This is a genomic window from Neobacillus rhizosphaerae, from assembly GCF_937468385.1.
GTDB classification, from domain to species: Bacteria; Bacillota; Bacilli; order Bacillales; family Cytobacillaceae; genus Neobacillus; species Neobacillus rhizosphaerae.
Window position 1 is genome coordinate 92,832 of record NZ_CALBWS010000013.1, and the last position, 16,129, is coordinate 108,960.

The 16,129-nt window shown below is 40.8% G+C and carries 11 protein-coding genes and 2 riboswitches; all 11 genes read left to right on the forward strand.

Annotated elements, in window-relative coordinates:
- Positions 1-7 precede the first annotated feature (7 nt).
- The 11 genes from M5A78_RS11660 to ptsG all read left to right on the forward strand — a co-directional run bounded on the left by M5A78_RS11660 (position 8) and on the right by ptsG (position 15,982).
- Positions 8-907, forward strand: a complete 900-nt coding sequence (locus M5A78_RS11660) for a HAMP domain-containing sensor histidine kinase (protein ID WP_248735442.1) — start codon at positions 8-10, stop codon at positions 905-907.
- A gap of 320 nt (positions 908-1,227) precedes the next feature.
- The gene (locus tag M5A78_RS11665) at positions 1,228-2,184 is read left to right on the forward strand and encodes an AAA family ATPase (protein ID WP_248735443.1); all 957 of its coding nucleotides are present in this window, start codon (positions 1,228-1,230) and stop codon (positions 2,182-2,184) included.
- A gap of 1 nt (position 2,185) precedes the next feature.
- Positions 2,186-3,403 (forward strand): DUF58 domain-containing protein, encoded by a 1,218-nt coding sequence (locus M5A78_RS11670; protein ID WP_248735444.1) that lies wholly within the window; start codon positions 2,186-2,188, stop codon positions 3,401-3,403.
- Complete coding sequence (locus M5A78_RS11675; protein WP_248735445.1) at positions 3,400-5,607, forward strand: transglutaminaseTgpA domain-containing protein; 2,208 nt, start codon at positions 3,400-3,402, stop codon at positions 5,605-5,607. Before M5A78_RS11670 ends, M5A78_RS11675 begins: the two co-directional genes overlap by 4 nt.
- A gap of 231 nt (positions 5,608-5,838) precedes the next feature.
- A riboswitch (purine riboswitch) is annotated at positions 5,839-5,941 on the forward strand.
- A 139-nt stretch (positions 5,942-6,080) separates the two neighbouring features.
- Positions 6,081-7,601, forward strand: a complete 1,521-nt coding sequence (gene guaA, locus M5A78_RS11680; RefSeq protein WP_319942283.1) for a glutamine-hydrolyzing GMP synthase — start codon at positions 6,081-6,083, stop codon at positions 7,599-7,601.
- Positions 7,602-7,694: 93 nt separating this feature from the next.
- A riboswitch (purine riboswitch) is annotated at positions 7,695-7,796 on the forward strand.
- A 113-nt stretch (positions 7,797-7,909) separates the two neighbouring features.
- On the forward strand, positions 7,910-9,238 hold the full coding sequence (locus tag M5A78_RS11685; RefSeq protein WP_248735447.1) for an NCS2 family permease: 1,329 nt from the start codon (positions 7,910-7,912) through the stop codon (positions 9,236-9,238).
- A 137-nt stretch (positions 9,239-9,375) separates the two neighbouring features.
- Positions 9,376-10,314 (forward strand): ABC transporter ATP-binding protein, encoded by a 939-nt coding sequence (locus M5A78_RS11690; protein WP_248735456.1) that lies wholly within the window; start codon positions 9,376-9,378, stop codon positions 10,312-10,314.
- Positions 10,315-10,323: 9 nt separating this feature from the next.
- Positions 10,324-11,514: an ABC transporter permease gene (locus tag M5A78_RS11695; RefSeq protein ID WP_248735448.1), complete on the forward strand. Its 1,191-nt coding sequence runs from the start codon at positions 10,324-10,326 to the stop codon at positions 11,512-11,514.
- Positions 11,507-12,634 carry an ABC transporter permease gene (locus M5A78_RS11700; protein WP_248735449.1) on the forward strand — a complete coding sequence of 376 codons (1,128 nt, stop codon included), beginning with the start codon at positions 11,507-11,509 and terminating at the stop codon, positions 12,632-12,634. Before M5A78_RS11695 ends, M5A78_RS11700 begins: the two co-directional genes overlap by 8 nt.
- A 248-nt stretch (positions 12,635-12,882) precedes the next feature.
- Positions 12,883-13,725: a glucose PTS transporter transcription antiterminator GlcT gene (gene glcT / locus M5A78_RS11705; RefSeq protein ID WP_248735450.1), complete on the forward strand. Its 843-nt coding sequence runs from the start codon at positions 12,883-12,885 to the stop codon at positions 13,723-13,725.
- A gap of 190 nt (positions 13,726-13,915) precedes the next feature.
- Positions 13,916-15,982, forward strand: a complete 2,067-nt coding sequence (gene ptsG / locus M5A78_RS11710; protein ID WP_248735451.1) for a glucose-specific PTS transporter subunit IIBC — start codon at positions 13,916-13,918, stop codon at positions 15,980-15,982.
- Positions 15,983-16,129 lie beyond the last annotated feature (147 nt).

Genomic DNA, 16,129 nt, shown 5'->3' on the forward strand with positions numbered 1-16,129 from the left:
CATATTTATGATCGCCTCGTTTTTGTTCTTCTTCTTCCTTTTAACGCGACCCCTAGTTCGTTATTTACGGACGCTTGCCGAAGGTCTCTTGACCATAGCGGGCGGGAATCTGGATTATCGGCTGCCGATGTCTAATGAAGACGAGATGGGAGAAGTCGCCAAGAGCATTAACTTTATGGCTGAGCAGCTACAGGAAAAAATGAATCGAGAACGCCAAATCGAAAATTCGAAAATGGAACTGATTACAAGTGTTTCCCATGATCTGCGTACGCCTTTGACAAGTATAATCGGTTATTTGAATTTGTTGAAGAATGACAATTACGAGAATCTCGAAGAACATAAGCGCTATATCAATAACGCCTACAACAAATCACAGCAACTAAAGAAGCTGATTGACGACTTGTTTGAATACACGCGATTAACAAGTGGGGCGGTGAACCTTTCTTTTACGAAGATAGATGTGAGCGGTTTGTTGGAGCAGATCATGAACGAATTCGAACCGATTGCGCAGGAAAATTTACTTACAGTTCGTACGATTCGCGACCAGACGCCGATTTACGGGTATGTCGATGCTGAAAAAATGGTACGTGCCATCGATAACCTATTGATGAATGCGCTCAAGTTTTCGATGAAACCCGGTGAAATCACGGTACGGCTGTCCGCGGAAGAGCAGCATATTTATTTTGCCGTCGAAAATAGGGGTAAACCGATATCGGAAGAGCAGGAAAAGCTGCTATTCGAACGGTTTTATAAGGCGGATCCGTCGAGAAACGACCATCACGGGTCGCCCGGCGCCGGTATGGGGCTATCAATTGCCAAAAACATCGTCGAGCTGCATGGAGGAAGAATCTGGTTGAATCATCAAAACGGGCACTTCACTTTTTTTATCGAAATTTCGAGAATTTAGCCCTTCAGTACAGAACCTCATAAACATAACAGAGAATGAGCTTAGCAAAATCAATGGTATAGGAGCACGGCAAGAATTACTTTTTTATTGATCATGCTATTGCGATTATTCATATCATTTTTTTGCAGGAATGATTGTCTTTTTATTCATCAAACTCGTTAAGGTTCAAATCAGATGAAACATTTTCCAATTCTCCCTCGTCTACTATTTATGCACATTTTGAATATTATGTGTCCCTTTAAACAGGAATTTTCAGATAATAAATCGAATACATAGATAGAATGTCATAATTTGGCTTGAGCCGTTGAGGAGGAATTACCATGTCCTATGAACAAATGAATCCCACGATAGAAAAAATACTTGTAAACATTGAAAAGGTCATGATTGGAAAAAGAAATGTCGCGGAACTAAGTCTTGTGTCCCTACTGGCCGGAGGACATGTTCTCCTAGAGGACGTGCCAGGTGTCGGGAAAACAATGATGGTCCGTGCCCTTGCCAAGTCTGTTAATGCCAATTTCCGCAGAATTCAATTCACCCCAGACCTGCTGCCTTCCGATGTAACGGGAGTATCGATTTATAACCCGAAAGAAATGGAATTTCAATTTCGTCCAGGCCCACTAATGGGTAATATCATTCTTGCTGATGAAATTAACCGTACATCGCCTAAGACCCAATCGGCGCTTTTGGAAGGGATGGAGGAAGCAAGTATCACGATTGACGGTGTGACCCATAAGTTAAACAAACCATTCTTCGTTATGGCGACACAAAACCCGATTGAATATGAAGGTACATATCCGCTTCCAGAAGCACAGCTCGACCGCTTTTTATTAAAAATGAAAATGGGGTATCCTGATTTGCAGGAAGAAATCGAAGTTTTGAACAGGGCCCAAAAGGTGCCTCCAATCGAGGACCTATCCCCAGTTATTGACCTTGAAGGCTTACTATCCCTGCAACAAGAAATTAAAGAGGTATTTGTCGACGATACCATTAAACGTTATATTGTCGACATTGTGAATCGGACAAGAAATCATGGCAGTGTCTATCTTGGTGCAAGCCCAAGGGGGTCCATTGCCTTAATGAAAGCTGCTCAAGCCTATGCCTATATGTTTGGCCGTGCATATGTCCTCCCAGACGATATTCAATATTTAGCACCATTTGTGTTATCACATCGGATTATTTTAAGATCAGAAGCAAAATTTGAAGGTCTTTTTGCAGAAGAGGTAGTGAACCGGGTGGTTGCTAGAGTTCCTGTACCAGTCCGAAGGTTAGTGAAGTAATATGAAAAAACTATGGACTCCATTCATAAAAGTATGGAAGTTTACCTTGCTTATTGTTTTGATATTCCTAACGTTTTCATATGCGATGTTCCAGGGGGGATTTGTCAGCTGGTTTTTATTTTATAGTTTTCTGCCCTTTGCCATTTACTGTGTTGCGCTTTCCTTTTATTCCTTGAATGAGCTTGTCGTAACAAGGGTTTTGCCGAAAACGGATTATAATGCAGGGGAGCCTTTAAGGGTAAGCATCAATGTACAAAGGTCAAAAGCCTTTCCATTATTTTATTTAATTATCGAGGACAATTTAGAGGAAACCTTGAAATATGCACTTCAACAGAAGAGGTCAAAGACACTTCTGCTGCCAGGGGTGAAAAAGGAATTTTCCTATGAATATACCATCGATGAACTGCCGCGTGGAGAACACTTTTTCCAATCCTTTACTTTACGTATCGGGGATCTGCTTGGATTATTTGAAAAAGAAAAGACAGTTTCTGCTGATGGTAAAATCATTGTCTATCCCGCCTACACAGAGTTTATTTATCGGCCGTTTGAAAACCAGTATGATCAAGGGTTGACGGCCTCCAGAGAGCGGGTCCAGCGCGATACGACAATGGCGGTTGGTGTCCGGGATTATCAGCCGGGTGATCGTTTTTCCTGGATAAACTGGAAAGCGACTGCGAAGCGGAACGAAATTATGACGAAGGAATTTGAGCAACGGCAATCGCATGATGTATTTGTTGTCATGGACTGTGTTCCGGATAAGCGGTTCGAAGCGGTTGTTTCCTTTACTGCCTCCCTATTACGTGCTGTCTTGAAAAAAGGCGCGCAGACAGGGTTGTTAACGATTAGTAAAGAGCGGGCGTCATTCCCGATTAGAGGCGGGGAGCAGCATCTCCAGCAACTTTTTTATCATTTGGCAAAAATTGAGGCTAAGTGTTTAAAACCCTTTGAAAAAGTACTGGAGACAGACGGATTTTTTATTCAACAATCGGTTTCGTTTATGCTCATTACGGCTCAATTAACGAAACCACTGATTGAAAAGGCAAGCTTTCTTGGCCAAAGAAAAGGTTCGATTACGCTTTTTCTCATAAAAGATCAAAAAGAATCGCCGACAGAAAGTGAACGCTCCCTCATTGCCATCGCGAATGCTCGCGGAGTCCGAGTGGTTATGGTTCATGACGGCGAATTTGCTGCAGCCTTTTCGGAGGTGATTTTACGATGATGAAAAGGAATTTTCCGGCGCTGCTTTTATATTCGTTTGGTTTTCTGCTTTTGTGGGAATGGCTTAGACCCGTAGAACAATTAACAGACACGGATAATATGGAAACGTTTGTTTTTTTTCTGCTTATCTCCTTTGCTTTATCCTTTTTTCGTATGAAGTGGATATGGCAAAGTATCATCAAATTGTTATTTATCTTGTTTTCTATTAATCGATTTTATTATGAAGAAGGGTTCTTTCAATCAAGTTGGCTGAAGTCATTCAGCAAGGATTTGATGGATAATATCGGCTTTCTGCTGGCAAGGCAATGGAACGATTTATCCAATGAATTTCGAACGCTTTTGTTTTTTATCCTGCTTTGGTTAATGGTGTACTTAATTCATTATTGGCTTTTGAATCGCCAAAAAATCTTTATCTTCTTCTTTATGACGCTGGTTTATATAACTGTTCTTGATACATTTACACTCTATAGTGCAAAAGCAGCCATTGTCCGGACGGTTATCACCGGGTTTGCCGTAATGGGGTTGTTGACCTATTACCGAATTACCCAGAAGGAAAAGGTAAATGATGACCGCTCCATTTTAAGAAAATGGATGGTTCCTCTTGTGGGGATGATTGCTCTAAGTGTTCTTCTTGGAATTGCCGCACCTAAGGCAGCTCCGATTTGGCCGGATCCGGTTCCGTATTTTACGGCAGCGAAAGACAAAGGTGGCAATGAAGGCAGTGGAGGCATAAGCCGGATTGGTTATGGGACTAATGATGAACGATTAGGCGGACCATTTGTTGGAGATAACAAACCTGTTTTCATGTATAAAGCAAATGGAAAAAATTATTGGAAGGTAGAAACAAAGGATATGTATACAGGGAAAGGGTGGATTCCTTCGGGGTCAACTCCTATTCCATTCATGGAAGGTGATCTTGTTCCTGTTTATTCTATACCTGAAAAGGTAGAAACGATTAAGGAAACAGCAGAAGTATTTTTTAATACAAATTACTCTTCCTTGTCCTTTATCATTTATCCAGCAGGAATTCAAAAAATACTCGAAGTTGAACCAAAAGCTCCAGATTTAAATAAGTTTCAGATCGATACGACAAAGGAAAAGATAAATTCCTTTAGTAGAGATATCTCCAGCTATAAAGTAGATTTTGGGATTCCAAAATATAAAGCAGTTGATTTAATGTTAACAACTGAGTTTGACCCTACTGTCATGGGCACAGAATTTTATCAAAAATATACCTATCTTCCTGAAGGGCTGCCGCTTAGAATTAAGCAGTTGACGGAAGAAATCACCGCAGGGAAAAGTAATTGGTTTGACAAAGCGCAAGCGGTTGAACGTTATTTCAGTAATTCGGGTTACTCCTATGATCAAAAGAAAGTGGCTTTGCCAGGGGAACAGGACGATTACGTCGATCAATTTCTGTTTGATACCAAGCGAGGCTATTGCGATAATTTTTCTACTTCAATGGCTGTCATGCTTAGAACAATTGGGATTCCGACCCGCTGGGTAAAAGGGTTTACGGGCGGAGATTTTATGGAGTACAGCCAAGGTGGGGAATCAAGGCAGATTTACCAAATTACTAATAATAATGCCCACTCCTGGGTTGAAGTATTTTTCCCAAACCAAGGATGGGTTCCATTCGAACCGACGAAAGGCTTCACAAATGATATAAATATTAACTATTCATCGGGACAGACTTCAACTAACAATCAGACACCCCCTCCTGCACCGGTGAAAAAGCCACAGCAGAAGGACTTAGAGGAAACCAGTAAGACTAAGAGTAAAGAAAAATCTTTTGATTTCAAAGAGTTATGGAGTAACACCAAATTGTTTTTTGAAAATAATTGGAAGTTACTGACTTTAGTGATTGTACTTTTAGCTGGAATGACAGGAATTCTTTATCGAATTCGTGGCAAGTGGCTTCCATTTGTAGTAATGGTATGGTACCGCTTTAAGAAAAAGGACGAAACCGTTGGTACTGCATACCTGGTCTTACTAGCTCAACTGGATCGCTACGGCATAAAACGTAAGCAAAACCAGACACTACGGAACTATGCCCACTATATCGATTCGTTCTTTTCAACGCGGGAGATGACCCGGCTGACAGTCGCCTATGAACAATATATCTATCATCAAAATCTGCCAAAGGGAACATGGAAAGAGAGCCGTAAATTGTGGGAAAATTTAATTAAAAAGACAATCGCTTGACCAGAAAAACAACCTATTGTTACAATATATTTTATTAATTGAATGTCTAGCTCAAGTGCCCAGCGGTGAGAGTGCTTCCTTTAGCTAATCAGAATTTATTCCCTAAATTCTGAACGCATAAATTCAACTACGCCTCTGTCTTCGCCTAACGGCTTGCCAGTCGGCAAGTTTACATTTATCTCAGTCGGTTCAGTCCAGCCCTTACGTCGCTGACCAGGGCACTTGCGCTTTTCTAAATAGGTACGTTTCCTTCATATATCCTCGATAATAGGGTTCGAGAGTCTCTACCGGGTTGCCATAAAATGACCTGACTATGAAGGCAGAATTTCTGTATATGGTTTTTTCGATAAAACTAGAATTCTGCCTTCCTGATTTTTATTAGGGGGAGAATTCTAGTTTTTTTTATTCATTTAAGTAAAAGCTAGTAATAACTTTAGAAAAATGAGGTGGCTGCTTTGACGGAAAAGCACGATATGATTGTTGTTTTAGATTTCGGGAGTCAATATAATCAGCTGATTACACGTAGGATTCGTGAGTTCGGTGTATATAGTGAACTACATCCGCATACGATTACTGCTGAGGAAATCCGCAAAATGAACCCTAAAGGCATCATTTTTTCCGGGGGACCAAACAGTGTTTATGATGAAAATTCCTTCCGCTGTGATGAAGCGATTTTTGAGATGGGTCTTCCAATCCTTGGAATTTGCTACGGGATGCAGTTAATGACCGTCCATTTTAATGGGAAGGTTGAAAAAGCTAAGCAGCGTGAATATGGAAAAGCAACATTGACGATTCAAAATGAATCGGCGCTATTTGGCGGGCTACCAAATGAACAGACTGTGTGGATGAGCCATGGTGACCTTGTTGTCGAAGCCCCTAAAGGGTTTACTGTTGACGGCACAAATCCGTCCTGTCCGATTTCGGCGATGAGTAATGTGGAGCGGAAGCTTTACGCAGTACAGTTTCACCCGGAAGTACGTCATTCTGTATACGGAAATGAACTCCTTAAGAATTTTGTGTTTAACGTTTGTGGACTTAGTGGCAATTGGTCAATGGAAAACTTCATTGAAGTGGAAATGGCGAAAATTCGCGAGACTGTGGGCGATAAAAAGGTTCTTTGTGCCCTAAGCGGCGGTGTAGATTCATCTGTTGTTGCCGTTTTGATTCATAAAGCAATCGGTGATCAGCTAACCTGTATTTTTGTCGACCATGGTCTGCTACGGAAAAATGAAGCCGACAGTGTAATGAAAACTTTCTCTGAAGGCTTCCAGATGAATGTCATCAAGGTTGATGCGAAAGAACGGTTCTTATCGAAGCTCGAGGGTGTAAGTGACCCAGAGAAGAAGCGAAAAATCATCGGTAACGAATTTATTTATGTATTTGATGATGAAGCAACTAAGCTAGAGGGCATAGAGTTCTTGGCTCAAGGAACGCTTTACACCGACATTATTGAAAGCGGCACAGCAACGGCGCAAACCATTAAGTCGCACCACAATGTCGGCGGGCTGCCGGAAGACATGCAGTTCAAATTAATTGAACCATTAAATACCTTGTTCAAAGATGAAGTCCGCGCACTTGGTACGGAGCTTGGAATCCCTGATGATATCGTTTGGAGACAGCCGTTCCCAGGACCTGGTCTAGGTATTCGTGTGCTTGGAGCTATTTCTGAGGATAAGTTGGAAATTGTCCGTGAATCCGATTGGATCTTACGTGAGGAAATAAAAAAAGCCGGGCTTGATCGTGAAATCTGGCAATATTTCACCGTACTTCCGGATATTCGCAGTGTCGGTGTCATGGGGGATACACGAACCTATGATTACACGATTGGGATTCGCGCGGTCACATCGATTGACGGTATGACATCCGATTGGGCGAGAATTCCATGGGATGTTCTTGAGGTGATCTCCACCCGTATCGTCAACGAAGTAGCCCATGTTAATCGGGTTGTCTATGATATTACCAGCAAGCCACCAGCAACGATTGAGTGGGAATAATAATAAAATACGAACAATATTATATTTTTTTATAATATTGTTCGTATTTTTATTTACATGAAGATTGTTTCCTGCTAAAATAAAAAACGAAATAGGGAAATTATATAATTGCATCGTATAAATTTGGGAATATGGCCCAAAAGTTTCTACCGAGCCACCGTAAATGGCTTGACTACGAGGCAGTGTTTTTAATAAAAGGGGTCTATTCTTTTCCTCTGTTTATTGCACATGCCTAAAGTCGCGCTCCGGTAGAAAATGCCGGAGCGTTTTTTTGCGTAAAAAAAGATAGATTTATAGGGGGAAGACACATGCAGAAATATTTTGAGTTTGAGAAACTAGGAACGAATTATCGCAGGGAAATCATCGGTGGATTTACCACTTTTCTTGCAATGGCCTATATATTAGTGGTAAACCCGTTAACATTATCACTTGCAGCCGTAACGGATTTTCCGGATGCCCTAAGAATGGATCAAGGTGCTGTCTTTGTGGCCACTGCCTTAGCGTCAGCGATTGGTTCCATTATCATGGGACTGATTGGGAAGTATCCACTGGCATTAGCACCAGGGATGGGATTAAACGCCTTTTTTGCCTTTACTGTTGTCTTAGGTAGCGGTATTCCATGGCAGCATGCACTGGGAGCCGTGTTGATATCCGGAGTGTTTTTCTTTTTGCTAACGTTAACAGGACTTCGTGAAAAAATCATTAATGCGATTCCAATCGATTTAAAATATGCGGTTGGAGCTGGAATTGGCTTATTTATTACTTTTGTCGGTTTACAAAGTGCGCAAATTATTGTTAATAATGATGCAACTCTTGTTGGATTAGGTGATTTAACAGCAGGCCCTCCTTTATTAGCTATTTTTGGTATTGTCGTAACTGTCATTATGATGACGCGAGGAATCAAAGGTGCTGTATTTTACGGTATGATCTTGACGGTCATTGTCGGAATGATTTTTGGAGAAATTAAAGTACCACATCAAGTAGTTGGCCATGTTCCAAGTATAGAGCCAACCTTCGGAGCTGCGTTTTCAGCTTTTGGAGATAGCTCGTTTTACACGACAGCCATGCTTGGTATTATCTTGACGTTCTTGTTTGTTGATTTCTTTGACAATGCTGGGACGCTTGTTGCGGTGGCCGGACAAGCAGGATTAATGAAAGACGGTAAGCTTCCGCGTGCGGGAAGAGCGTTAATCTCTGACTCAATTGCATCAAGTGTTGGTGCTATTCTTGGGACATCGACTACCACTTCTTTCATTGAGTCATCAGCAGGGGTTGCTTCTGGTGCAAGAACAGGATTTGCTTCATTAGTTACAGCAGGACTATTTATCTTATCGCTATTTTTCTTTCCGTTATTATCTGTAATCACCGCGCCTGTGACCGCACCAGCTTTAATCATTGTTGGGGTGTTGATGGTTTCTTCTTTAGGAAAAATCGACTGGAAACGTTTTGAAATTGCCGTTCCAGCGTTCTTGACGATGATTGCCATGCCATTAACCTATAGTATTGCAACAGGAATTGCGATGGGCTTTATCTTCTACCCAATCACGATGATCGTCAAAGGCCGGACAAAAGAAATTCATCCAATTATGTACTTTTTCTTTGTCATCTTTGTCTTATATTTTATCTTCTTAAAATAAATATAATGGGGACTGCAGTGGCTGCAGTTCCTTTTTTTTTTTGAAAAAATACATAATTTTCTTACTTTTGCCTAATTTCTTCTGTATCATTATAGATGGAAGAAAATGATTGAAATAGGGAGTGGTTACCAATGAAGATGCTAACCGTTCGAGATTTACACAAAAGCTTTGGGAATTTTGCGGCAGTGAAAGGTGTATCCTTTGAAGTGGAAAAAGGGGAATCTTACGGGCTGCTCGGGCCAAATGGAGCCGGCAAGTCAACAACGATTAATATGATTACCGGGTTGTTCCCGCCAACCTCGGGTGAAATTCAGATAAAAGACTTCGATGTCATCAAAAACCCTAAGCAAGCCCAAAAATGGATTGGGGTTGTCCCCCAGGAGATTGCACTTTATCAAACCATGTCTGCGCGGGAGAATTTAAAGTTTTGGGGGAGGATGTACGATCTCTCCGGCAGTGCTCTTGAAAAAAGTGTTGATCAAGTACTTGAAATTATTGGACTGACCGAACGGGCTAAAGACAAGGTGGAGACCTTTTCCGGTGGAATGAAGCGACGTGTTAATATCGGTGCAGCCATTTTACATAGGCCGGAATTGTTAATCATGGATGAGCCGACTGTGGGGATTGACCCGCAATCAAGAAATCACATTTTAGAAACGGTAAAACGTTTGAATGATGACGGCATGACAATTATTTATACCAGTCATTATATGGAGGAAGTCGAATACCTTTGTAAACGGATTGGGATTGTGGACCATGGTCAGTTAATTGCCACTGGAACCTTAAGTGAATTAAGGGAAACAATCGGGGATCATTCGAAAATCATCCTAACAATCGATAAAGATGGATCGACTGTGGCCGGACTTGCTCAGTCGTTAACAAGTCTTTTTCCAGAAAAAGATATTCAGATCCAAGATCATCAATTAATGGTCTTTCATAAAGAGCCTCAACTGATATTAACTGATTTTATCCAGTCAGTGGCAAAAACAGGCACGGGGATTACTTCGGTAGATATCGTCGAGCCCAACCTTGAAAGTGTCTTTTTGCATTTAACTGGCCGGAATTTACGGGATTAGGGGGTGAGGATGATGAAATTTTTATGGCTAGCGTTGAAGGATCTGCTTCTCGTCGCTCGTGATAAAAAGGCTTTGTTAACCCTCATTATGATGCCGCTTCTGTTAATTGCTATTTTAGGTTCCGCGTTTGGGAATATGATGAAGGAAGACGAAGTCGTTTCCATTAAAAAGTTTACACTTGGGGTCGCTAATTTAGATAAGGGTCAGCTCAGTAAAGTATTAACTGAAGAAGTTCTTTCGAAAGATTTATCAAAGCAGATAGAAGTGAAGTATTATCAGGAAGATGATTTATATAAAAAAATTAAAGACCGCAAACTGGCAGTTGGAATTGTTATTCAGGATGACTTTACCACTTCGTTAATATCTGGAAAAGGAACTAAGGTAAAACTATTATCGGTGCCAGACCCTGGGATTAAAGCCGTCATTGTTCAAAGTGTGATTGAGCAGTTTTCTCGCTCGGTTCCTATTGAGGCCGTAGTGTCACAAATGGTCCAGCCGGTACAGGCTGGAATACAAAACGGACCCGTTCAAGAAGGGTATGGGAAAAAGCCGCTTCTAAAAGAAACAACTATTGATGCTAACACGAAGCCAGTTAGCTCCTTCCAATATTATGCGGCTGCCATGGGTGTGATGTTTTTATTAATGACCGTTGTTCAGAGTGTTTCCGCTATGGTTCTCGAGAAAGAACAAGAAGTGTTTAATCGTTTATTGCTTACGAATTTAACCTATCCGAATTATCTGCTCGGAAAAATGTTTGGATTAATTATTATTTGTTTGACACAAGCCTTGATCATTATTGTCGGAACCAATCTTCTTTTTGGGGTTGATTGGGGCTCCTCTGTTTCTGGTATTGTCATGATGACGTTGGCATTTGTTATAAATGCCAGTGGACTAGGGGTGTTAGCTGGATCATTAATTAAGACGGAAAAATCGTTTAATGTTGCTGGAATGCTTGGTACGCAGATTATGGCTGCCTTAGGTGGAAGTATGGCACCAATCTATATTTTTCCGCATTGGGTTGTTTTAGTCACCAAGATTTTGCCCAATGGGCTTGCACTACAAACGTATTTAGATTTAATGTCTGGGGCTACATTTTCCAAGATTTTGCCAGCAATCGCCGGGTCGATTGCCTTAGGTTTATTCTTTTTTGCGATTGGCTTAATTCGCCTTTCATTGGAAAGGAGAGGTAAATATGCGTAAAATCTGGACGATCGTAACGCTTCGTTTAAAGGAGTTTTTTAAATCCCCTGGAGTATTGGTCCTTATGTTCGTCATGCCCGCGTTATTTAGTTGGATCTTCGGCGGTATAGCCGTGAATTCAGAACAGAATAAACCGATTGTTAATGTTGTTCTCAGGGATAGCAACGTTAGCAGTGAGATTTTCAACCTATTGAAGCAGGATCATCATTATGAATGGAAAAAGGCAACAAGACAACAGGCTGAAAAGAATGTTTCTAGTCAGGATGTGGCGGCTGCTGTAGTGATTCCTGACGATATTGGGCAAAGAATCACAGATAAACAGCCACTGTTAGACATTATCGTGCAACGGAAAAATGAGAATTACCTTGCCTTGTCTTCCCATTTAGAGGGAACGGCAGTGCTGGTTCTGCGGTCCTATCAGGCAACTTCAGAACTAGATGCGGCTGCCTTTCCTAAAGTGCTCGAAACAATAACAAGCAATAAGGGTGTGATCGTCGAAAAGCAGACCATCCAGAAAGATACGAAAACCAATGTGGAAGTCAATTTAATGTTTGTTGGTTTTGCCATCATGTTTATGATGTTTGGTCTTTCAGGTGCTGCTTCGACTATTCTTGATGAACGAATCGGCGGTACATGGGGACGATTAATGATTGCGCCTGCGAGCAAACTTCAAATCAGTCTAGGCTATCTTTTGTCTTACTTTTTCATGGGGTGGATTCAATTCGCTGTACTAATGGTTACGATGAACCTACTGTTTGCTACAAGCTGGGGAAAGTTAACCTATTTAATCCCCTTCGCTTCACTTGTCATTTTATCAGTTGTTGGTTTTGGACTTATGATTGCCGGACTTGTCAAAACAAAACAACAGGCGGGAGCCGTAAGTGCTATATTAGTCGTAAGCACGTGTATGCTCGGTGGTGTGTATTGGCCAATTGATATCGTTCCGGACATCATGCAAAAAATTGCCTTATTCGTGCCGCAAAGCTGGGCGATGTCAGGATTTAAAGAAATCATAAGTGGAAGCCTGCACGCAGGAACGTTAATAAAGGATTCTGCGGCACTGCTTGGCTTTTCTTCCCTGTTCTTTTTCATTGGGTTAAAAGGGATGAAATTTGAATAATATTCGTAATTCGAAGAGTTGTCGAACTTTGTCTCGCATTAAGGTCTCCGCTTCAAGACTTAATGGAAACCCGATTGGGATAAGTGGGGGATAAACTGCCCGTAAAAGCCCGATTGGTTCAACTATCCATCAGTGGCGGATGAAGGAAAACCCCACTGATGGAAGTTTCACCTTATCATTGACTTCCCGTTCCACCTCTTATACCATGAAATTACTAATGTTTTGCAGGTGGGATTGGGGGAAAGGGTTTGGCAAACTTACGAATTGACAAAGTCCTAAATAATAATGTGTTAATCGCTGAACACCCTTCCTATGAAGAAGTTGTGTTAATTGGTAAAGGGATTGGCTTCAATCGAAAACGAGGGGACTATATCGAAACAGATGCAGTAGAAAAGCTTTTTGTTTTAAAAAATGAGAAAGAACAAGAAAACTATATTAAGCTACTTCCGTTTATTGATAGTGATTTTCTAGAAATCATTATTTCTGCTATTGACTTAATCAAGCAACGAACACATTCAGTGTTAAATGAACATATTCATGTGGCGTTAACAGACCATCTTATGTTTGCGTTAACCCGGGCCTCACAAGGAATGGAAATGAGGAACCCGTTTTTAGTTGAAACAAAGGCGCTTTATCGACATGAGTATGAAGTAGCCGCTGAAGTTGTTCGACTCATTAAGGACAAGACTGGAATCGATCTTCCTGTTGGCGAGATTGGATTTATTGCCTTGCACATCCATAGTGCGATAACAAATAAAAATCTATCTGATGTTAATCAACACTCACAACTTGTCACTAGACTGGTCGAGATGGTAGAGGGGCAGTTTGAAATAGAGATTGATAAAGAAGGCATTGATTATGTGAGGCTTGTTCGTCACCTTCGCTTTGCTATTGATCGAGTGATGAAAGGCGAAAAGGTTGAGGAACCAGAAAAAATTGCTTCCCTATTGAAAGAAGAATACCCCGTGTGCTATAATCTTTCATGGAAGCTCATTAAAGTGATGCAACAAACGTTAAAAATGAAAGTCTTTGATGCAGAAGCCGTTTATTTAACGATGCATTTGCAAAGACTTCAACACAAATTTAAATAGCATTTATTTTTACGTGTTACTGATTCGATCAGGCATGAGTAAAAGGATTAATTGAAATGAAGATTTAGGGGTAATCTATACCCATAACTTCAGTCAATTGAACTTTTATTCATGCCTTTTTTTGTTGGCATTTTCACTTACAATGTAAACGCTTTATGAGCTAATTTAAAATATTTAGGAGGTAACATCTATGTTTAAAAAAGCTTTCGGCGTGTTGCAAAAAGTCGGTAAAGCACTCATGTTGCCGGTTGCACTTTTACCGGCAGCAGGGATTTTGCTTGCTTTAGGTGCAGCACTTAAAAACCCCGCTCTATTAGACTTAGCGCCATTTTTAGATAACAGTGCTGTAGATATGGTAGCTTCTGTTATGAAAAATGCCGGTGACATCGTCTTTGGAAACCTTCCGCTCTTGTTTGCAGTCGGTGTTGCGGTAGGATTAGCCGGTGGAGAAGGTACGGCAGGACTTGCAGCTATTATTGGTTACTTAATTATGAATGTCACAATGGGTACTGTTTTAGGAATTGATCCGAAGGAAATTAATGGTACGAATTACGTAAGTGTACTGGGAATTCCAACGCTGCAAACAGGAGTGTTTGGCGGAATTATCGTTGGTATTACTGCCGCGTCCTTATACAATAAGTTCTTTGAAATTGAATTACCATCGTATTTAGGATTCTTTGCCGGAAAACGTTTTGTACCGATTATTACTGCCGCGGTAGCAATACTCTTGGGGTTAGTCATGTTAGTCATTTGGCCGCCAATCCAGACAGGACTGAACGCCTTCTCAAACAACATGGTAAATGCAAATCTAACTTTATCAGCATTTGTTTTCGGGGTCGTTGAACGTTCGTTAATTCCGTTTGGATTGCATCATATTTTCTATGCACCATTCTGGTTTGAATTTGGCAGTTATACAGATAAGGCGGGTCAAGTTATTCACGGTGACCAACACATCTTTATGGCACAGATTTCAGACCACGTGAAAAACCTAACTGCTGGTACCTTCATGACAGGTAAATTCCCATTCATGATGTTTGGCTTACCAGCTGCCGCCTTAGCCATTTATCATGAAGCAAAGCCGGAAAAGAAAGTTTTTGTCGGTGGTTTAATGGCCTCAGCTGCTTTAACATCATTCTTAACCGGTATTACAGAACCAATCGAATTCTCATTCTTGTTTGTTGCTCCATTATTGTTTGGTATCCACGCTATTTTCGCGGGATTATCGTTTATGACGATGCACTTATTAAATGTGAAAATTGGGATGACCTTCTCTGGAGGTTTAATTGACTACATCCTCTTTGGTCTGATTAACCCACAGACACATGCATGGCTTGTCATTCCTGTAGGTATAGTGTTTGCGTTGATTTATTACTTCGGCTTCCGATTTGCGATTCGCAAATTTAATTTAAAAACTCCTGGTCGTGAATTAGAGGAAGAAGAAAATCAAGCACCAACAGGAAAAGCAAACTCAAGTGATTTAGCAGGTAACATTTTAGAGGCAATGGGCGGTAAGGAAAACATTGCTCACCTAGATGCCTGTATTACTCGTCTTCGAGTATCAGTCAACGATATTAAAAATGTTGATAAAGGCCAATTGAAAAAGCTTGGTGCAGCTGGTGTTCTTGAAGTAGGTAACAATATTCAAGCTATCTTTGGACCGCGTTCTGAAACCATTAAAGGTCAAATGAAAGATATAATAGAAGGAAAGAGACCTCGAACAACTGTAAAAGCACCAGAAAAAGGTGTTGAGCAGCAGATTGAAGAGATAAATCCTGAAGCCTTGCAAACTGTTCATAAAATCGATGAAGTATTTGCTGCTCCTTTAAAAGGTGAAATCAAAGCAATTACAGAAGTTCCGGATCAAGTATTTGCTGGTAAAATGATGGGTGATGGATTTGCGATTGTTCCAGCAGAAGGAATGGTAGTTTCACCTGTTAATGGTAAAATCGTTAACCTATTTCCAACGAAACATGCGATCGGTATCCTATCTGACGGTGGACGAGAAATCTTAATTCATGTTGGTATAGATACGGTTAATTTAAAAGGTCAAGGCTTTGAAACATTAGTATCAGAAAATGACCAAGTTGAAATGGGTCAACCATTATTAAAAATTGATCTAGATTATATCAAAGAACATGCGACATCAACGATTACCCCAATTGTCTTCACTAATTTAGCTGCAGGCGAAAAGGTGGTAATTGAAAAACAAGGTCTAGTTGACTTAAAACAAGAAGGAATTATTAAGATTACAAAATAGGGGAAGAGCCGGCCTTATGGTCGGCTTCAGACTGTCGACAAATCCGAAAATATTCGGGTTTGCCGGCGGTCTTTTTTGTATAATTAAGGTACAGAGATTTTAATGGGGTGGATGAAATGCTAACTAAAAATACACAGATGAATCGTG